Here is a 17,054-nt window from a genome sequence, read left to right on the forward strand (position 1 = left end):
CGCGGGAGCCCGCACCGCCGAGCGGGAGGCCGCTCCGGCGGAGCGGGCTCCCGCGCAGGGCACTATCGGCGGTCGGCTCGACCCAGGAGCGAGGCCGCGGCCGCGGTGGCGCCAGCCAGCAGGATCCCGGTCAGGACCGGGTTGATCGAGGCCCGCGTGTAGACGCTGCGCATGACATGGTGGGGCGAGCTGCCGCGCACGGCCCCGTCGCGGCCAGCCGCGCGGAGGGCGCCGTCCCGGTCCTTGCCGGCCACGCCGCCCTTCTGGGTCTTCGCCACAATCCGGGCCCCCATCCAGTCGGTCACCGCAGGGACACGCTTGCGCAGCGAACTCATCAGCTTGCCGCCGCCGCCGACATAGAGGTCCCGCGGCCCGTGTTCCGCGGCGTACAGGATCGCCTCCGCGACGTCCGCGGGGTCGTAGACCGGCGGCGGCAGCTTCGGAGCCTGCGCCATGTAGTTCTTGGCGTGTTCCGGGAACGGCGTGTCGATCGAGGCCGGCTTGATGAGCGTCACCGAGACCGGGGCACCCTCCTCCTGGAGTTCCATCCGGAGCGCGTCCGTGAAGCCTTTGATCGCGTGCTTCGAGGCGGAGTACATGCCCTGGATCGGGAAGGCGAGGTCGGAGGCGACCGAGCCCAGGTTGATCAGCGCGCCGCCCGCGCGCTTCAGGTGCTGCAGGGCCACCGTCGACCCGTAGACGATCCCCCAGAAATTGACGTCGAACAGGCGGCGATGATCCGCGTCCGAGACCTCCTCGAGGCGGCCGAAGATCGAGAGGCCGGCATTGTTGACCCAGGTATCGAAGCCGCCATAGGCGCGCAGGGTCTCGGCGGCCAGGGCCTCGACGTCCTCGCGACGGGACACGTCGGTCACCACGGCCCGGGCCTCGCCACCCTGCTCCTGGATGTCGCGGACGATGTCATTGAGGACGGCGCCGTTCCGGGCCGCCAGGACGACACGGGCCCCGCGGCGCGCGGCCGCCCGGGCCGTGGCGAGGCCGATCCCACTGGAGGCGCCGGTGATGACGATGACCTGCTCGCGCAGGGGCTTGTGCCGGATCTGCATGCTGCGTCTTCCTCTCTCGTGTGCGCATTCAGCCCTGGCCGCCGCTCGGCCGGTCGCGCTCCGCCCCGAGGCTGGTCCCGCCGCGGCGGGCTTCCTCCTTCTCGGTGCCCGCCCTCTCCATCGGGCCGTCCTGCGGCTTGACCGTGCCGGTGGCGGTGTCGAGGGGAGTGTTGGCCAGTCCCGCGCTCTCCGGCTTGCCATGGGGCTGCCGCTGAGCCTGGGTGTCGTCGGGCGCGTCGGCCATGCTGCATCCCTCGCGATAATTCGGATCCACGGGCGCCGCCGCCTGCCGCGATCGGGCCCCTCGGCGGATCGCGCCAAGCGGCCGATCCTTAGGGCCAACCCATCAAGCGGCAGGCGGGTCCAGCGATACCAGCCGGGGCGACGGAGGCCGTCGGGCGCGGGTGGGGCGAACGCGCCGCAGGAACACAGCCGCCGGGCTCGTGTTGTCCGCCAAATCTTTTTCGCGAGGCGCGACGATGTCAGGAACCGCCAAGAAGACCGACCCCAAACTGTGGGACAAGGTCAAGACGCAGGTCACGAAGTCTGAGAAGGGTGGGAAGCCTGGTCAGTGGTCGGCGCGCAAGGCGCAGATCGCGACTGCCGAATACAAGAAGGAGGGTGGCGGCTACGCCGGCAAGAAGACGGCTGACAACCATCTCCAGCAATGGACCGACGAGGAATGGGGCACCAAGTCGGGCAAAGCGAGCGGCGAGACCGGTGAGCGCTACCTGCCCAAGAAGGCCCGCGAGACTCTGACCGACACGGAATACGCCGCCAGCACGGCCAAGAAGCGGGCCGATACCCGCAAGGGCAAGCAGTTCTCGAAGCAGCCGAAGGCCGCCGCCGAGAAGGCTGCCGCGGCGCGCAAGGCCGGCACGGCATCCGGCACGTCGGAGACGACGAAGACCGAGCTGATGCGCAAGGCCCGGGCGCAGAACGTGCCCGGCCGCTCGCGGATGTCGAAGGCGCAACTGGCGCACGCGGTCCACGCCTGAGGCGCGACGCGCGAGGGCCGTCGGCCCAACGCAAGACGTCCCGGGAATGGCTCCCGGGACGCTCCTCGGCTCAAGCGGCCAGTTTGATCGGGCTGGGGATGCTCAGGTCGAGAGACGATGCGGCCCGTCCGCAGACAGGGCCTCGCGCTATCTGGCCGCCGGGACGCAGCCCCCCGCGGGTGCGGGGGGCGCGATCGGACGCGGATCTTAGTACGAGCCGAACTTGTAGTTCAGGCCGGCGCGGACGACGGCGAACTCGTCGTCGCGGCGACCGATGTTGTTGTAGGCCACCGGGAAGTTGTTGGCGGCGTTGATGACGAACGCGCCCTGGTTGCGGGTGTTGCGGTCGAGGTTGACGTACAGGCCTTCGACCTTGAGCGTCACGGCCGAGGAGCGGAAGAAGTTCAGGAACGAGTCGGTGGGCAGGGCGTACTCGATGCCGCCGCCGACGGCGTAGCCGGTGCGGAAGCTGTCGTTGCCGGCAAAGCCGCCGAAGGAGCGGTCGGCGCTGCCCGAGCCGTAGGCGAAGCCGCCGGTGCCGTAGAACAGCACGCGGTCGAAGGCGTAGCCGATGCGGCCGCGGACGGTGCCGAAGAAGTCGAGGCTGGAGAGGCCGCGCGGATCGGTGACGTAGTAGCCGGGCGCCAGCGGGCCGACGAGGAACGCGCTGTTCCGGCTGCGGCCGAAGTCGAGGTACTGGGCGTCGGCCTCGATGCCGACCACCACGCCCGAGCCCGGGGTGAACTGGAAGTTGTAGCCGACCTGGCCACCGCCGGAGAAGCCTTCCTGGTTGCGCTGGCTGAAGAAGGCGGTGGTGCCATTGCCGTACGGGGCGGGCACGCCGAAGCTGTTGGTGTTGTTGCTGCTGGCGTCGAAGGCGTAGCCGGCGTTGATACCGAAATAGGCGCCGGTCCAGGTGAAGACCGGGACGGGGGTGAAGACCGGCGGGGGGGCGGCGCGGCGCGGCAGGTCGGCGGCCGAGGCGGCGCCGGTCAGGAGGGCCGTGGCGGCGCTCGCGAGAAGAAGCTTCTTGATCATCTGGTCCTCTGTCTCCCGTTGGACGGGATGTTTACCCGGCGACAGAACGACAGGACGCGGCGGGGCGATAGTGCATCGCTGCAACAGCCCGGAATCGCGGTTTTCAGCCCCCAACAGCCAGGTGCGCTGGAGCACATCCCGAGACGGATTGTTCAAAGCCAAGTCGAGGAAGTGTATCGGAGCGTTTCGGGAAACAAAATGCCCCGCCGCACGGATGCGGACGGGGCTGCAGTTTGTTGGTGAACGTTCCCAGGACCAACCAGGAAGCTTCGGGCTTGAATAGATCCTACCGACGGGCAGCCCGCAAGCCCGCCGGCACCCCGCAGAGCAGTTAACATTAATTTACGACCGACCGCCGCCGACGTCCCGGCGCGCGCGCAGGCGCGGCGCCGGAGATGTTCCGCGATTCAGGATGGTATCGGGCCGTTGCGCGGTGGCTCGCCGCGGCCGCGGCCCGGACCTTCCGGCATCCGGCGGCTGTTTCGGGTGATCGAATAGTGATCCGGGCTCAATCCGGGTCTTGGGCCGGCGCGCGTGTTTCTTTCGGCGGTCGCCGCGGCCACTGGATCTGCTGGGGATCGGAAGATCTCGCGCGGCGGCCCGTCGTCGGAAAATCGGTCCGACTCCGCTCCGGCCGGCCTGTGGAGAAAAGGACGCCACGCCCGCAGGGGCACGGCGGCCGCGACTTCCCCGGCGCGCGTCAGGACCCTATCTGCTGCCGTCGTCTTCCGTGGAGATTTCAGGAAACGCGCATGGCTCCCGTCGCGCTGCCTTCGATGCCGGTCCGGACCGGGACCGGAGACGTCTGCCTCGCTCCCTCCGTGAGGCTTCGGTGACCGATACGCCGGCCCCCTACATCGCGGTCGCATTCCTCTCGGCGCTGTTCCTTCTCGTGGCCGGGCTGCAGGCGGAAGGTCTCCTGTGGTGATCCGCTTGGTCCAGGGCCATTTTCGCGTCGGCGCGTCCGTCCGGGCCGGTGCCCGGGCCTGCCGGGACGTGACGCGGTTGCGAGCGTAGCGCGCCGATGTTCGGCTTCTCCCTCAACGCGACCGAGCCCGACAGCATCGCCCACATCATCCAGGTGGCGCTCGCACCCGCCTTCCTGCTCTCGGCGCTGGCGACGCTGCTCAACGTGTTCTCGACCCGCCTCGGCCGGATCTCCGACAAGGTCGACGGCCTCTCGGCGGAAGCCGCCCGGGCGACGGAAGCCGAGGCCGCCCGCCTCACCCGCCGCCTGACCTTCCTGCGGCGGCGCTCCTTCGTGCTGGACGTGGCGGTGGTCCTGGCCTCGCTGGGGGGCGGGCTGATCGGTCTGGCCGTGCTGACCCTGTTCGTCGGGGCGTTGCGCGATGCGGCGACCGCCTCCGTCCTGTTCGCCTGCTTCGGGGCCGCGCTGGTCTGCACCGTGGCGGCGATCGCGGCCTTCATGACCGAGATCCTCATGGCCGGCCGCGGCATCCGCGACGAGGTCGATCGCCAGAAGGACAAGGTGCCGGCGCCGCGGTGAGGCAAGCGCGAATCACTCGGGGCGGTTTTCGCGGCCCGGACCGCATGGCGCCCCGCCCGGCCTGCCCGGACGCGCCGGCGGAGGCGCTCGGGAGGGGCTCCCGGGGCGTCCGAGGTGGCGATCGGGCGATTTCGATTGCGGCGTGCCCGAGCCCGGCCTTAGTCTTCCGACGGCCTGAGGCAGCCGCCGGCTGCGCCCGAGTGTTCCGTCATGAGCATCGCGATCCTGGTTGCTTTCGTTGCCGGCGCACTCTGCCTCGGAATTCTGTCCGCGCTGATGCCGTTCGGGCGGCGGGAGACCGAGGAGCTGGAAGAGGTGCTCCCCTATGAGGACGACTTCTTCGACGTGGGCGGCCCGGTGATCGATCTGGAGCCGCGCCACCTCACCTGACGGCACGCGCCCGAGGAATCCTAGGGGCGCAGGGATCCTGCCGTGCCGGGCGGCGCGTTCTGCCGGGCCGACCAGACGACCCGACCGAGGGGATCCCGCAAAGCCGCCGAGCCCGCCCGGCCGGCCAGCAGATGTGCGAATCGGGCCTTCGCGGCATCGATCGCCGCCGCTTCGACGGGACCTGGGATCTGTTCGTCGTGGATGATGATGCCGCCGGCGCTCTCCCGGTGGACGATGCATTGAAGCCGGTAGGGGGCCGGGGTCTCGGACGGGGCCATGGCGATCTCCCGCCCGGTCACGGGGCCGGCGCGCCGCCGGAGCGGCGAAGCGGGATCCCGGGCGCGGGCTGGAGGCCGGTCCGGATTGTGGGAACCCTGCGGGACATCCAGGCCTCCTCGATTCGGTGGGTGGGGCGCAATCCTAGCCGCTTCATCCGATCCGGCGACGGCCGCATGGCGGCCCCCTGCTTGCCCCGGCGTAATTGGGGGCCGCCTGAGCGGGATTCGCAAAGGCGGCCACCGGTGTAGCGGTCAGGACCTGCGACCGGCCGTGGAACTGAGCGGACGCAGCGTCGGCTCGCCGATGCGGGTCCGCTTCAGGTCTGCTCAGACGGCCTCGCCCTCCGCGTCGTCGGCATCCAGGATCGTCTCCAGGTCGCCCACGAGGGCGTCGAGCTGATCGGCGGTCGCAACGAGCTTGAGCTTGGTGCCGTCCTGGGCCTCGATCGCGATCTCGATATGGTCGGCGACCTGGGCCGCCAGGGCTTGCTTCACCGTATAGGTCGTCACGTCGGACTTGTCGGCCATGCTGATCTCCTGAGTGGCTGCGGGCAACGCAGGGAGACCGGGATCGGGGGTGCGGCAGAAGCTCGCGACCGGCGCCCTATCCGCGCTTGCGCGTGTAGCGTTCGACCACGCGCTGCCGATGCGTCGGCACGTCCAGCAGGCGGGGAGCGCCCGGCCGAGGGCGATCGCTGGTCACCGGTCGGGGTGCGGGCAGCAGCTCCGGCATGGACCGGGGCGTCTCGACGATAACCGCCTCCAGCACGACCGGGCGCATCGCCCGCGCGGGCCGCGCCGGGCGTCCCGGCCGTGCCGCGAGCGTGCCCAGAGCCCAGAGGCCGAGGCAGAACAGGCCGATCAGGATGCCGTCCCAGGACGGCTCGGTCCGGCACATCAGGATCCCGGCGCCGGTAAGGGCGGCCGTGGCCGCAAACAGCCGCGGTGTCGGATCGGCGGAATTCATACCGCACCCTCGGTGCGCAGACCTGAGGGCGCGTGAATGACATCGCTCCAATTGTCGGCAAACGTCCGATTCTCCGCGATGCGCATGGCAGCCATGGCGGTCGGTCCCGCGGAACGCGCCTCAGCCCGCCAGACTTGAGGGGGGTTGCCACGTGACGCCGGGATGCTCGCGGATATCTCCGGCCCGGGATCCGGTATCGGCATCGCTCGTCCAGTCGCCAGGCTCGGCGACGTGGGCGATCTCGGCGTCCGGGTAGGCCGCCGCCAGGAACAGGCGCGCCTCGCCCTCGGCCTCGGCGCGGATCGTCACGAGCGGCCGCTCGCCCCCCGCGTCGCGCACCTGCGCGATGAACAGCTTGGTCATGATCCTCCTCCGGACTCGTTGGCGGGCGCGGTGCGGATCAGGCCTCCCGTTCCTCGACGTGGAGGCCTCCGGCCCGCAGGTGGCTCGGGATCCGGGTGCGGTCGCCGAAGCCGGCGGCGCACGCCATCGCGTCGAGAGCCGCCAGGGGATCGAGCGCCGAACCGATCCAGACAATCGCGCCCGTCGCCGCCTGCATGATCCGGAACACCTTCACGCCCCGCTCCCGGTCTCGACCTTCGAACAAGCTTGGGGGGCTGGCGGGTGTTCCCGGTGGAAAACTCGCGGCGCATGGCCCGCGCCGCCGGGCCGAGCCCAACGGCTGCCCGATCCACGATCGCGGCAGCGCGGCTTCCCGCAGGGGCCGGATGCGCCCGCGCGAACATCTGTGGGCTGCGGCCGATTCGCTCCGGCCTCACCCGAGCGGGAACGGAGTGCGCCGGGCATCGGTTCTCCAGCCCATGCCGGCATGGGCCGGCGCGTCGCGAACCCGATCGGGATTCAGGAGAGCCATGACCAGCCGCACCGTTCAATCCGCTCTGCTCGCCCTCGCCCTCGTCGCCGGCAGCGCCGGGATGGCCGCCGCGCAGAGCACGCCCAACGGTAACACCGCCACCTCCGGCGCCCCCGCGGGCGACAACAGCACCGGCAACGGCGCCACCGGCAGCGGTGCGGCGCCGAGCGGGCGGTAACCTCGGGTTAACCATAAGGGTCGAAGCCCTCGATCCTCACAACCGTGCAACTTCCCGTCCCGCGGCCACCCGGCCTGCGGGACGTTCTGTTTCCGGGTCCAGTCTGGGGCCCGTGGTTGGTGCCGCTACTCGGCGCCCTAGCCCGGCGGGCCGGGATGCGGTCCAGGGTCCGGTGTTTGGAACGCAGTGCCACTTTTCTAAGCAGGCAGAATCGCCATACTAAAGCTGTGGCCGGCGCTGTGCGCGCGGTCCGGACTTATGCAGGCGATGCGAACCAAACCGATCCTGCAGCTCATCGGCGAGAGCCCGGGCCATCGTCAGGCCGACGCGTGGCGCGACGCCGTTGCGCCGTTCTGGGATTTCACGATCCGCCGGGAGGATCTGTCCGATTTCCGCGGGCAGTCCCAGGTTCGGCATCTCGGCACCGCGATCGTCTGCAGTGCCCGCGCCTCCGGCCTCCGGTTCGTGCGCGAGCGGGCCCTCGCGGCCCGGATGGGCATCGATCACATCGTCGCCCATATGCGCGTCTCCGGGCAGGCCAGGGTCACGATCGGCGGCAAGGAGCGGGAGTGCGCCCCGGGCGATATCTGCCTGCTCGACCTGTCGCAGCCGCTCTCCGCCTGCTCCACCGATTACCAAGCCATCACGGTGGTGCTGCCGCGTCCGCTCTTCGGCTCCCGCCAGAGCGTGCTGGACTCGCTGCACGGAGCCGTAATCCGCGGTGCGACCCCGTTCGGCCGGATGCTCAACGACCACCTGCGCTCCCTCAGCGCGCACGCGACCGGGTTCTCGGCACCGGAGGCCGCGGCGGCGGCCGAGGCGACCGCCGCGTTGCTCGGTGCGGCGACCCTGGGCCTGCCGCAGGACGAGGGGGGCGCCGGGTCAGCCGAGCTGGCGCCCCTGCTCGTCGCCATCCGGCGTTTCATCGAGGCCGAATTGGCCTCCACGGATCTGACCGCCGAGACGATCGGGCGGCGGTTCGGCGTCTCGCGCAGCGCCCTGTACCGGCTGTTCGTCCCCCTCGGGGGTGTGTCCGGCTATATCCGGCAGCGCCGGCTCGCTCGCGCCTATCGTGACCTCGCCACCGGCGACGGGCGCTTCGCCCGCATCTCCGAGGTGGCGTATCGCTGGCGGTTCGAGAGTCCCGCCCATTTTACCCAGGCGTTCCGCGCCGAGTTCGGCTGCGCGCCCCGGGATGTCCGCGCCCAGGCCGCGGCCGAGCCGGAGAGATCGTCGGCCGCGGCGCCGCCGGCTCCGGCCGAGACCTGGGCCGACTTCTACGACTGGGTCCTGAAGCTGGCGGCCTGAGCGGGCCTGGTCTGGCGATCCCCGACCTTGTGCCCTCGGCCTCGGATGGACCATAAGGGCGGCGATGACCTTCAGGGTTCGGCATAGGCGTCCGGCCGGGGCGCGGGGCTGGTGGGCGCTCGTCGCCCGCATGCTCGCGCTCGTTCTGGCCCTGGCCGTCGCCACCCCCCCTGCCGGCCTCGCGGCGGATCTCGCCTTCCATGCGGGCGGCCATCACAGCCGAAGCCAGGGGCCGGTGCTCGACGCGCCGGCCGCGCCCGCGAATGTCGATCCAGGCCTCTCGGAGCACATCCATTGCGGCTGCCATCAGGCAGCCCGCCTGGAGGCGGCCGATGTCGCGCCCCCCGCGGTCCCGGGCCGGCCGCTGCCCGCCGCCCTCGCCCAGGGCCGCCCCTCCATCAGCCCCGACCGGCTGCCGCGGCCTCCGCGAGCGTGAGCTGACGCCGCCCGCTTGCGGCGCCCCGCCCGGACGCCGAACCGGCCTCCGGGTTCATCCTCACGACACCTGAACGGGACCGTCCGGGGCCGCTCCGCGCGGCCTGCCGGCGTCCCGGCCGAGCAGTTTTCCCATGCGCATTGTCCTGTCCGTGGCCGTCGCCGCGGTGCTCCTGGCCGCCGGCATCGCACTCGGCGTCGCCGTTCCCGCCCTGCCCGACCTCCTCCGGCAGACCCTCGCGGCCGCCGGGCGCGCACGCGCGCCGGATGGCAGCCGCGATCATCAATACGCCGCCGCCGCACCGGACCGGCCGAAGGCCACGCCCGACGATCACGCGGGCGACGGTCCCGCGCATGGCGACCACGCAGACGCCGACCACGCGCATCGTGACGGTGAGGCCCACGACGAGGGCGCGATCCGAATGCGGCCCGATCAGGTCGCGGGCCAGGACATCACCACCCGGACGGTCACGGGCGGCACGCTGGCGCGCCACCTCCTCGTGCCCGGCACCATCACCCCCGACACCGACCGGATCGCCCGGGTTCCGGCCCGGGTGGTCGGCACCGTCGCCGAGATGCGCAAGCGCCTCGGCGACGCCGTGCAGGTGAACGAGGTCGTCGCCATCCTCGACAGCCGCGAGGTCGCCGACGCCAAGAGCGAGTACCTCACCGCCCTGGTCCAGGCCGAGCTGCAGACGATCAACTTCGAGCGCCAGCAGAAGCTGCTCGCCTCGCGCAGCGCCTCGGAGGCCGCCTTCGAGACCGCTCGCGCCGCCTATCTGGAGAACCGGCTCCGGGTCGACCTCGCCCGACAGAAGCTCTCCGCCCTGGGCCTCGACGCCGCCGAAGTCGCCGCCGCCCAGAAGCGCGACGAGGCCACGCCGAACCAGTCGAGCCTGCGCCGCTACCCCCTCCGGGCGCCGATCGCCGGCCGCATCGTCGAGCGCAAGGTCGATGTCGGCACGGCGGTCGGCAAGGAGGGCGATCCGGCGGACCTCTACACGGTGGCGGATCTCTCGACCGTCTGGATCGAGCTGTCGGTGCCGACCCTCGACCTCGCCCAGGTGCGGGAGGGCGCCCGCGTCACGGTCACGCCCGGCCGGGCAGGGGAGCCGGAGCGCCGGGCGGAAGGCCGGGTGATCTTCGTCAGCCCCTTCCTCAACCCCGACACGCGCTCGGCCCGCGTGGTCGTCGCCCTGCCGAATGCCGACCTCGCGTGGCGGCCCGGCACCTTCGTCACCGCCGAGATCGAGATCGCGCAGGATGCGGTCCCGGTCCGGATCCCCAAGGCAGCCGTGCAGACGATCGAGGGCCGCAGCGTCGTCTTCGTGCGCAATCCGGACGGGTTCGAGAAGCGGCCGGTCACCCTCGGCCGGTCCGACGACGATTCCTACGAGGTCACCGCCGGGCTCGCGGCCGGGGCCGAGATCGCGGTCGGCAACTCCTTCCTTCTGAAGGCCGAGCTCGGCAAGGCCGACGCCGACCACGATCATTGAGGAATTGGGCCGATGATCAGCCGCATCCTCGCCGTCTCGGTCCGCCAGCGCTGGCTGGTGCTGCTCCTCGTGCTGCTGGCGTCGGGCTTCGGCGCCGCCGCGCTCACGAAGCTGCCCATCGACGCGGTGCCCGACATCACCAACAACCAGGTCCAGATCAACACCCTGGCCCCGTCCCTGTCGCCGGCCGACGTCGAGCGGCAGGTCACCTACCCGGTCGAGACGGCGCTCGCCGGCATCAAGGGGCTCGAGTACACCCGCTCGCTCTCGCGCAACGGCTTCTCGCAGATCACCGCGGTCTTCGCCGAATCCGTCGACATCTACTTCGCCCGCCAGCAGGTCGCCGAGCGCATCGCCCAGGTGCGGGAGGACCTGCCCTCCGGGGTCGAACCGCGGATGGGCCCGATCTCCACGGGCTTGGGCGAGATCACCATGTGGTCGATCCAGTACGCGCCGCTCCCTGAGCGGAACGTCGTGCCGGCGGGCCGGCCGGGCTGGCAGCCGGACGGGAGCTACCGGACCCCGGAGGGACAGGACCTCCGCACGGAGCTGGAGCGGGTCGCCTACCTGCGCACGGTCCAGGACTGGATCATCCGACCGCAAATCAAGGCGGTCCCGGGGGTCGCCGGCGTCGACGGGATCGGCGGGTTCGAGAAGCAGTACCACGTCCAGCCCGACCCGACGAAGCTCACCGCCCTCGACCTCTCCTTCGCGGACATCGCCCGGGCGCTCCAGGCCAACAACGCCAATCAGGGCGCGCGCTACCTGGAGGACAATGGCGAGAGCTACGTGGTGCGCGCCGCCGGCCGCCTGGAGAGCCCGGAGGCGATCGCCGACGTGGTGGTGGCGAGCCGCGGCGGCGTGCCGGTGCGGATCCGCGACGTCGCCGCGGTGCGGATCGGGCGCGATCTGCGCACCGGCTCGGCCAGCGAGAACGGCCAGGAGACCGTCATCGGCACCGCCCTGATGCGCATCGGCGAGAACAGCCGCACGGTGGCGGCCGCCGTCGACGCCCGCCTGGATCAGATCCGGCGCGCCCTGCCCCCGGGCATCGCCGTCCAGACGATCCTCGACCGGAGGCAGCTCGTCGAGGCGACGATCCGGACTGTCGCCAGGAACCTCGCGGAAGGCGCAGGTCTCGTCGTCGTCGTCCTGTTCCTGCTGCTGGGCAACATCCGGGCGGCGCTGATCGCGGCCCTCGTCATCCCGGTCGCCATGCTGATGACCGTGACCGGTATGGTCGAGGGAAAAATCTCGGCCAACCTGATGAGCCTCGGGGCGCTCGATTTCGGGCTCATCGTCGACGGGGCGGTGATCATCACCGAGAACGCGCTGCGCCACCTCGCCGAGCGGCAGCACGCCCTCGGGCGCGGGCTCGCCCTGGAGGAGCGCCTGGAGACGGTGCGGGCCTCGGCCGAGGAGATGATCAAGCCGTCCCTCTACGGGCAGGCGATCATCATCCTGGTCTACGTCCCGCTCCTGACCTTCACGGGGGTCGAGGGCAAGATGTTCCAGCCGATGGCGGTGACCGTCATCCTCGCTTTGGCCGCGGCCTTCGTGCTGTCGCTGACCTTCGTGCCGGCCTTGATCGCGATCGCGCTCACCGGTCGCCTCACCGAGGCGGAGAACCCGCTGATGCGCGGCCTGAAAGCGCTCTACCGGCCCCTCCTCGCCGCGGCGATCCGGGCGCCGGCTCCGTTCGTGGGGGCGGCGCTGCTCCTCCTCGTGGGCGCCGGCCTGCTCGCCGCCCGGCTCGGGACCGAGTTCATCCCGCAGCTCGACGAGAAGAGCATCGCGCTCAACGCCACCCGGATCCCGTCCACCTCCCTGACGCAGTCCCAGGCGATGCAGCTCAAGGTCGAGCAGGCGATCGCGAAGTTCCCGCAGGTCGCCTACGTCTTCTCGAAGACCGGCACCGCCGAGGTCGCCACCGACCCGATGCCCCCAAACTCCTCCGACACTTTCGTGATGCTCAAGCCGCAGGCGGAGTGGCCCGATCCGGCCCTGTCGAAGGCCGCGCTGCGGGAGCAGATCGAGGCGTCCTTAAGCGAGCTCGCCGGCAATACTTACGAGTTCTCCCAGCCGATCCAGCTGCGCTTCAACGAGCTCTTGGCCGGCACCCGGGGCGACCTCGCCGTCAAGGTGTTCGGCGACGCCTTCGAGCCGATGCTGGAGACCGCCAACCGAATCGCCGCGATCCTGCGCGGGATCCCGGGCGCCGATGACGTGAAGGTCGAGCAGATCGCCGGCCTGCCGGTCTTCGAGATCCGGATCGACCGGACCGAGGCGGCGCGGCTGGGCCTGAGCACCGGCGCGATCCAGGAGGTGATCGGCGCCGCCATGGGCGGCCGGGACGCGGGGGCGGTGTTCGAAGGCGACCGGCGCGTGCCGATCGTGGTGCGCCTGACCGATCAGGTCCGCGAGGACCGGGAGGCCCTGGAGAACCTGCCGGTCCCCCTCCCCCCGGGGCCGAGCGGCAAGGCCGCCTCCGTGCTCTTGCGGCAGGTGGCGCAGTTCTCGGTCAGCGAGGGGCCGAACCAGATCAGCCGCGAGAACGGCCGCCGCCGGGTGGTAGTCACCGCCAATGTCCGCGGGCGCGACATCGGCTCGCTGGTGACGGAGGCGCAAGGCAAGGTCGCCGCTCAGGTGACTCTGCCGGCAGGCTCCTCCGTGACCTGGGGCGGGCAGTTCGAGAACCTCGCCTCGGCTCAGGCGCGGCTGACCGTGGTGGTGCCGGTCTGCTTCTTCCTGATCTTCCTGCTGCTCACCTCGGCTCTGGGCAGCGCGCGGGACGCGCTCCTCGTGTTCAGCGCAGTGCCGCTGGCGCTCACCGGCGGCGTCGCGGCCCTGTGGCTGCGGGGGATGCCGCTGTCCGTGCCGGCCGCGGTCGGGTTCATCGCCCTCTCGGGCGTGGCGGTGCTGAACGGCCTCGTGATGCTGACCTTCATCAAGCAACTCGTCGCCGAGGGCCGGCCGCTGCGGGCGGCGATCCGCGAGGGCGCGCTCACCCGGCTTCGGCCCGTGGCGATGACCGCGCTCGTCGCCTCCCTGGGCTTCGTGCCGATGGCGCTCGCCACCGGCACCGGGGCGGAGGTGCAACGGCCGCTCGCCACCGTGGTGATCGGCGGCTTGATCAGCGCGACCCTGCTGACGCTGGTGGTGCTGCCGGCGCTCTACGCGCGGTTCGGCCGGGGCGGCGGCGCGGGCTCTCCGGACCGCGCGGCGGAGGACGGGATCGGGGCAGGCGCCGCGCTCGTGGAAGCCGACGTTGGCCAATCCAGAACAATTCCTATCGCGTTCCAGAGATAGGATGAGAGAGGGTGGACCATGCAGTTTGATCTGCTGATTGCGATAGCATTGGGCTCCAAAAAGCGATCATGACAGAATGGTAAAATTGCTGCTTTTCCAAGCCTGTAATTGATGCTTGTATGGGGCGTCGCGGAAGGATTACAGATGGAGCGATTATGACTTGATCTGTGCTCGGAGTGAGATTTTATGAGAATAGGTATTCGAAGGCGCCTCTATGTAGGCTTCGCTCTACTTGTTCTGATTGCTGGTTGTATCGGAGGGTACTCGGTCCATCAGCAGGATGTCGTCAGCGAGCAATACGATGTCCGCGGGCGCCTGGAGCAGATCGCGCGGACGATCCTGGTCGTCAACGGTCTCGCCGTGCGCCTCACCGGTTTCGGCGAGCAGTACCACCTCGCGCCCGCGCCCGAGCGGCTCGCCGTCCTGGAGCAGACGCGGCGCGAGATCGAGGAGACCGCCGAGAAGCTGATCGGGCTCGCGTTCGTCCAGGAGCGCCGCAAGCTCTACGTCGAGATCCGCGACAAAGCCCGCACCTTGAAGCCGGAGCTGGATCGCCTCGCGGCGGCCGGCATCGCGTTGAGCCAGGCTAAGGCGCGCCTGTTCACGGGCGGCGACGAACTGACCAACGCGACCAACACCCTGGTGGCCGAGGTGCGCGCGCGCGCCAGCGAGTCGCTGCTCGGCCGTGCCCAGACCGCGGAGAGCGCCGTGCTGCTGGTCCGCGTCGCCAACTGGCGCTTCCTGGCGACCTTTGATACGAACGGGCCGGCCACTTTCGCGAAGAATGTCGAGAAGGCCGAAGCCGCTCTGAAGACCTTTCAGAATTCCGAGGGCGCCGCCGGCTTCGCCGCCTTGACCAAGGCGGTCATCGAGAGCCTGTCGGCCTACCGCACGAACTTCGAGGTGACCGTGACGGCCCTGGACGGTCTGAAGTCGGTGTTCGAGACCGGCATCAAGCCGATCTCGACCCTGATCGACGCGCGCTGTGACGTCGCGCGCGACATGATCGAGGCTGCGGTCGCGGAGAACGCCCGCACCGTGGACGCCGCGGTGGCACGCGCGCGCAACGTCCAGATCATCCTGGTCGGGCTCGCGCTCGGACTGGGCGGGGCGCTGGCCGTGCTGATCGCGCGCAGCATCATCGGGCCGATCGCCGGCATGACCGCGGCGATGAAGCGGCTGGCCGAGGGCGACACCGCCGTCGTGGTGCCCTCTCAGGACGCCACCGACGAGATGGGCGCCATGGCCAAGGCCGTCGAGGTGTTCCGCCAGAACGCCCTTACCCAGGCCGAGTTGGAGGCCGCCCAGGCCGCCGACCAGGCGGCCCGCCGGCGTCGGGCCGACCGTGTCGAGCAGCTCGTCCGTACCTTCCAGCAGAAGATCGCCCAGGCGCTGGACATCGTTACCTCGGCGGCGATGGAACTCGACGCCACCGCCCGCTCCATGACCCGGGTGGCCGACGACACTAACAGCCAGGCGGTGGCCTCCAGCGCCGCCGCCGAGCAGACCGCTTCCAACGTCCAGACAGTGGCGGCCGCGGCCGAGGAGATGGTGTCGTCGCTCCAGGAGATCGAGCGGCAGGTGGTCCGCTCCAACGCGGTCGCCACCCATGCCGCCCAGGAGGCGGAGGCGACCAATGCCGCCATGGCGGGCCTGCGCGCGGCCGCCGAGCAGATCGGCGCGGCGGTGACGACGATCACCGGCATCGCCGATCAGACGAACCTGCTGGCGCTTAACGCGACCATCGAGGCGGCCAGGGCCGGCGAGGCGGGCCGGGGCTTCGCGGTGGTGGCCGCCGAGGTGAGGGCGCTGGCGGGCCAGACCGCCAAGGCGACCGACGAGATCGGCGGGCAGATCGCGGCGATCCAGGCGGCGACCGGTCAGGCTGCGGAGGCGATGGCGCAGATCGCCCAGACGATCGCGAGCGTGAGCGAGATCAGCGGCTCGATCGCCTCGACGGTGGTGGAGCAGACGGCGGCCACGGGCGAGATCTCGCGCAATGCCGGCGAGGCGGCCAAGGGCACGCAGGACGTTTCGGCCACGGTAGCCCGGGTCCGGGCGGCGGCGGGTGAGACCGGCGGTGCGGCCGCGCAGGTGCTCAACGCAGCCGCCGAGCTGGCCAAGCAGTCGATGGCCGTCAAGCAGGAGGTGGACGGCTTCCTGAGCGACATCCAGGCCGCATGAGACGGCGGGACCGCCGGGGCGCGCCGGTTCCCCGTCAAGCGGGCAGGATGTGCAGCATCCCGCCTATCATGCCGAGGGCCCCGAAGCCGATCAGCCCTGCGGCGATGTACAACCGCATCCGGCTCCCATCGGCGGAGGACGGCAGGTGGGAATCGTCAGGCGGGTCGAACCAATCCATCGGGTAAATGCATCCAGCGATCGCTTCGGGTGGCTTCGGAAGGCGCCGCCCTAGGCCAGCCCGATGACAGCGGGATGACCGATCCGCCGAAGCGGAGGGGGCCGTGCGGCCCGCCGATGCACATTCCGTGCTGCCCCTACGGATTCACGAGCGGCATGTTCACCGCCTTGGTGTGCACCTGGACGCTGGCGCCTGCCCTGGGGCGCGGCTCCTCCAGCGCGCCGCCCGCCAGCGCCGCCTCGATGTCGGTCAGCACAGGATGCGCTTGATCGCCGTCACCGTGGCGGGGATGTCGTGGTGCGCGCCGCGCATCCCGGGCGACCCCATTGCGCCGTCCGTCCGGCTGCCGCCTCGGCCCTTCACGGCCGAGGCTCCGGCTTCGATGCCGGGCTTGCCGACCGGCCCGGGATCGCACCGCGGCGGGACGCGAATCAGCGACGGTCCGGGGTCCCGGCCGAGCCGCCGGCCTTATCGCCGCCCGGCTGGAAGCCGGCCGCATTCGGCGGCCCCTTCATCCGTCCGTCCTGCTTCGGCATCTCCGAGCCCGGAGATCCGGTCGTGCCCGTCGTGTCGCTCCTGCCGGCATCGCTCTTGCCGGGAAAGCCGGCCGCGTTGGGCGAGCCCTGCATGCGGGCACCGTGCGGTGCCTGGCCGCCGGCGGCACCGGGATTTTCCGCGGCCGTGGCTGCCGCAGCCGTCGCCAGGAGGCCGACGGCGGTCAGGGTGATCAACGTCTTCATGCGCGAATCCTCAAGCGTTTCCCCAGGACGCCTCTTCGGGCGTCCTGGGGAAACGCGACCGGACGGATCCCGTTCACGCCCGGCCGGATTGGGCCGCGGGACATAAC

19 protein-coding genes are annotated in these 17,054 nt (G+C 70.9%); 9 read left to right on the forward strand and 10 right to left on the reverse strand.

The genetic code is table 11. The features are described from left to right. Positions 1-62 precede the first annotated feature (62 nt). Both BLT59_RS13310 and BLT59_RS13315 read right to left on the reverse strand, forming a co-directional pair. The gene (locus tag BLT59_RS13310; protein WP_091780507.1) at positions 63-1,067 is read right to left on the reverse strand and encodes an SDR family oxidoreductase; all 1,005 of its coding nucleotides are present in this window, start codon (positions 1,065-1,067) and stop codon (positions 63-65) included. A gap of 28 nt (positions 1,068-1,095) precedes the next feature. Next, complete coding sequence (locus BLT59_RS13315) at positions 1,096-1,311, reverse strand: hypothetical protein (protein ID WP_091780510.1); 216 nt, start codon at positions 1,309-1,311, stop codon at positions 1,096-1,098. Positions 1,312-1,546: 235 nt separating this feature from the next. On the opposite strand from BLT59_RS13315, the gene BLT59_RS13320 reads away from it, so the two are divergent. Further along, positions 1,547-2,065 carry a DUF5872 domain-containing protein gene (locus BLT59_RS13320; RefSeq protein ID WP_091780514.1) on the forward strand — a complete coding sequence of 173 codons (519 nt, stop codon included), beginning with the start codon at positions 1,547-1,549 and terminating at the stop codon, positions 2,063-2,065. Positions 2,066-2,272: 207 nt separating this feature from the next. Here BLT59_RS13320 and BLT59_RS13325 read toward each other — a convergent pair whose 3' ends face one another. Further along, positions 2,273-3,103 carry an outer membrane protein gene (locus BLT59_RS13325; RefSeq protein ID WP_091780519.1) on the reverse strand — a complete coding sequence of 277 codons (831 nt, stop codon included), beginning with the start codon at positions 3,101-3,103 and terminating at the stop codon, positions 2,273-2,275. 1,024 nt (positions 3,104-4,127) lie between these two features. Between BLT59_RS13325 and BLT59_RS13330 the strand changes: the two genes are divergently transcribed. Next, a complete protein-coding gene (locus BLT59_RS13330; protein WP_091780522.1) occupies positions 4,128-4,610 on the forward strand; it encodes a DUF2721 domain-containing protein in 483 nt (160 codons plus the stop codon). A 210-nt stretch (positions 4,611-4,820) separates the two neighbouring features. Beyond that, positions 4,821-5,000: a hypothetical protein gene (locus tag BLT59_RS13335; protein WP_091780525.1), complete on the forward strand. Its 180-nt coding sequence runs from the start codon at positions 4,821-4,823 to the stop codon at positions 4,998-5,000. Between the two features lie 20 nt (positions 5,001-5,020). Here the strand turns inward: BLT59_RS13335 and BLT59_RS13340 are convergent, their stop codons facing one another. The 5 genes from BLT59_RS13340 to BLT59_RS31280 all read right to left on the reverse strand — a co-directional run bounded on the left by BLT59_RS13340 (position 5,021) and on the right by BLT59_RS31280 (position 6,822). Next, positions 5,021-5,278 carry a hypothetical protein gene (locus BLT59_RS13340; protein ID WP_091780838.1) on the reverse strand — a complete coding sequence of 86 codons (258 nt, stop codon included), beginning with the start codon at positions 5,276-5,278 and terminating at the stop codon, positions 5,021-5,023. Between the two features lie 327 nt (positions 5,279-5,605). After that, entirely contained in the window at positions 5,606-5,806 is a 201-nt protein-coding gene (locus tag BLT59_RS13345) for a hypothetical protein (protein WP_091780529.1), read from the reverse strand. Positions 5,807-5,882: 76 nt separating this feature from the next. Beyond that, the gene (locus BLT59_RS13350) at positions 5,883-6,245 is read right to left on the reverse strand and encodes an energy transducer TonB (RefSeq protein WP_091780532.1); all 363 of its coding nucleotides are present in this window, start codon (positions 6,243-6,245) and stop codon (positions 5,883-5,885) included. 120 nt (positions 6,246-6,365) lie between these two features. Continuing rightward, entirely contained in the window at positions 6,366-6,608 is a 243-nt protein-coding gene (locus BLT59_RS13355) for a hypothetical protein (RefSeq protein ID WP_091780535.1), read from the reverse strand. Positions 6,609-6,645: 37 nt separating this feature from the next. After that, positions 6,646-6,822 (reverse strand): hypothetical protein, encoded by a 177-nt coding sequence (locus tag BLT59_RS31280; protein WP_175544009.1) that lies wholly within the window; start codon positions 6,820-6,822, stop codon positions 6,646-6,648. A 295-nt stretch (positions 6,823-7,117) separates the two neighbouring features. On the opposite strand from BLT59_RS31280, the gene BLT59_RS13360 reads away from it, so the two are divergent. The 6 genes from BLT59_RS13360 to BLT59_RS13385 all read left to right on the forward strand — a co-directional run bounded on the left by BLT59_RS13360 (position 7,118) and on the right by BLT59_RS13385 (position 16,029). After that, on the forward strand, positions 7,118-7,297 hold the full coding sequence (locus tag BLT59_RS13360; protein WP_091780538.1) for a hypothetical protein: 180 nt from the start codon (positions 7,118-7,120) through the stop codon (positions 7,295-7,297). Positions 7,298-7,564: 267 nt separating this feature from the next. Beyond that, positions 7,565-8,605 (forward strand): AraC-like ligand-binding domain-containing protein, encoded by a 1,041-nt coding sequence (locus BLT59_RS13365; RefSeq protein WP_091780842.1) that lies wholly within the window; start codon positions 7,565-7,567, stop codon positions 8,603-8,605. A 64-nt stretch (positions 8,606-8,669) separates the two neighbouring features. Continuing rightward, positions 8,670-9,041, forward strand: coding sequence for a hypothetical protein (locus BLT59_RS13370; RefSeq protein ID WP_091780542.1), 372 nt, complete (start codon positions 8,670-8,672; stop codon positions 9,039-9,041). Between the two features lie 133 nt (positions 9,042-9,174). Then, complete coding sequence (locus BLT59_RS13375) at positions 9,175-10,536, forward strand: efflux RND transporter periplasmic adaptor subunit (protein WP_091780545.1); 1,362 nt, start codon at positions 9,175-9,177, stop codon at positions 10,534-10,536. A 12-nt stretch (positions 10,537-10,548) separates the two neighbouring features. Further along, positions 10,549-13,845 carry an efflux RND transporter permease subunit gene (locus BLT59_RS13380; RefSeq protein WP_091780555.1) on the forward strand — a complete coding sequence of 1,099 codons (3,297 nt, stop codon included), beginning with the start codon at positions 10,549-10,551 and terminating at the stop codon, positions 13,843-13,845. Positions 13,846-14,031: 186 nt separating this feature from the next. Then, positions 14,032-16,029: a methyl-accepting chemotaxis protein gene (locus BLT59_RS13385; RefSeq protein WP_091780563.1), complete on the forward strand. Its 1,998-nt coding sequence runs from the start codon at positions 14,032-14,034 to the stop codon at positions 16,027-16,029. A 34-nt stretch (positions 16,030-16,063) separates the two neighbouring features. Here the strand turns inward: BLT59_RS13385 and BLT59_RS31285 are convergent, their stop codons facing one another. Next, on the reverse strand, positions 16,064-16,207 hold the full coding sequence (locus BLT59_RS31285; RefSeq protein WP_173009258.1) for a hypothetical protein: 144 nt from the start codon (positions 16,205-16,207) through the stop codon (positions 16,064-16,066). 431 nt (positions 16,208-16,638) lie between these two features. Beyond that, positions 16,639-16,947 carry a hypothetical protein gene (locus tag BLT59_RS13390; protein WP_091780570.1) on the reverse strand — a complete coding sequence of 103 codons (309 nt, stop codon included), beginning with the start codon at positions 16,945-16,947 and terminating at the stop codon, positions 16,639-16,641. Positions 16,948-17,054: the final 107 nt, after the last annotated feature.

It is taken from the genome of Methylobacterium sp. UNC378MF (assembly GCF_900103195.1).
Classification (GTDB): Bacteria; Pseudomonadota; Alphaproteobacteria; order Rhizobiales; family Beijerinckiaceae; genus Methylobacterium.

Coding starts and splice junctions, on each gene's coding strand:
- BLT59_RS13340 (WP_091780838.1), bottom strand. CDS start 5,278: ATGGCCCCGTCCGAGACCCCGGCCCCCTACCGGCTTCAATGCATCGTC.
- BLT59_RS13320 (WP_091780514.1), top strand. CDS start 1,547: ATGTCAGGAACCGCCAAGAAGACCGACCCCAAACTGTGGGACAAGGTC.
- BLT59_RS13330 (WP_091780522.1), top strand. CDS start 4,128: ATGTTCGGCTTCTCCCTCAACGCGACCGAGCCCGACAGCATCGCCCAC.
- BLT59_RS31285 (WP_173009258.1), bottom strand. CDS start 16,207: ATGGATTGGTTCGACCCGCCTGACGATTCCCACCTGCCGTCCTCCGCC.
- BLT59_RS13355 (WP_091780535.1), bottom strand. CDS start 6,608: ATGACCAAGCTGTTCATCGCGCAGGTGCGCGACGCGGGGGGCGAGCGG.
- BLT59_RS13380 (WP_091780555.1), top strand. CDS start 10,549: ATGATCAGCCGCATCCTCGCCGTCTCGGTCCGCCAGCGCTGGCTGGTG.
- BLT59_RS13375 (WP_091780545.1), top strand. CDS start 9,175: ATGCGCATTGTCCTGTCCGTGGCCGTCGCCGCGGTGCTCCTGGCCGCC.
- BLT59_RS13335 (WP_091780525.1), top strand. CDS start 4,821: ATGAGCATCGCGATCCTGGTTGCTTTCGTTGCCGGCGCACTCTGCCTC.
- BLT59_RS13360 (WP_091780538.1), top strand. CDS start 7,118: ATGACCAGCCGCACCGTTCAATCCGCTCTGCTCGCCCTCGCCCTCGTC.
- BLT59_RS13325 (WP_091780519.1), bottom strand. CDS start 3,103: ATGATCAAGAAGCTTCTTCTCGCGAGCGCCGCCACGGCCCTCCTGACC.
- BLT59_RS13350 (WP_091780532.1), bottom strand. CDS start 6,245: ATGAATTCCGCCGATCCGACACCGCGGCTGTTTGCGGCCACGGCCGCC.
- BLT59_RS13370 (WP_091780542.1), top strand. CDS start 8,670: ATGACCTTCAGGGTTCGGCATAGGCGTCCGGCCGGGGCGCGGGGCTGG.
- BLT59_RS13345 (WP_091780529.1), bottom strand. CDS start 5,806: ATGGCCGACAAGTCCGACGTGACGACCTATACGGTGAAGCAAGCCCTG.
- BLT59_RS13315 (WP_091780510.1), bottom strand. CDS start 1,311: ATGGCCGACGCGCCCGACGACACCCAGGCTCAGCGGCAGCCCCATGGC.
- BLT59_RS13390 (WP_091780570.1), bottom strand. CDS start 16,947: ATGAAGACGTTGATCACCCTGACCGCCGTCGGCCTCCTGGCGACGGCT.
- BLT59_RS13385 (WP_091780563.1), top strand. CDS start 14,032: ATGAGAATAGGTATTCGAAGGCGCCTCTATGTAGGCTTCGCTCTACTT.
- BLT59_RS13365 (WP_091780842.1), top strand. CDS start 7,565: ATGCGAACCAAACCGATCCTGCAGCTCATCGGCGAGAGCCCGGGCCAT.
- BLT59_RS13310 (WP_091780507.1), bottom strand. CDS start 1,067: ATGCAGATCCGGCACAAGCCCCTGCGCGAGCAGGTCATCGTCATCACC.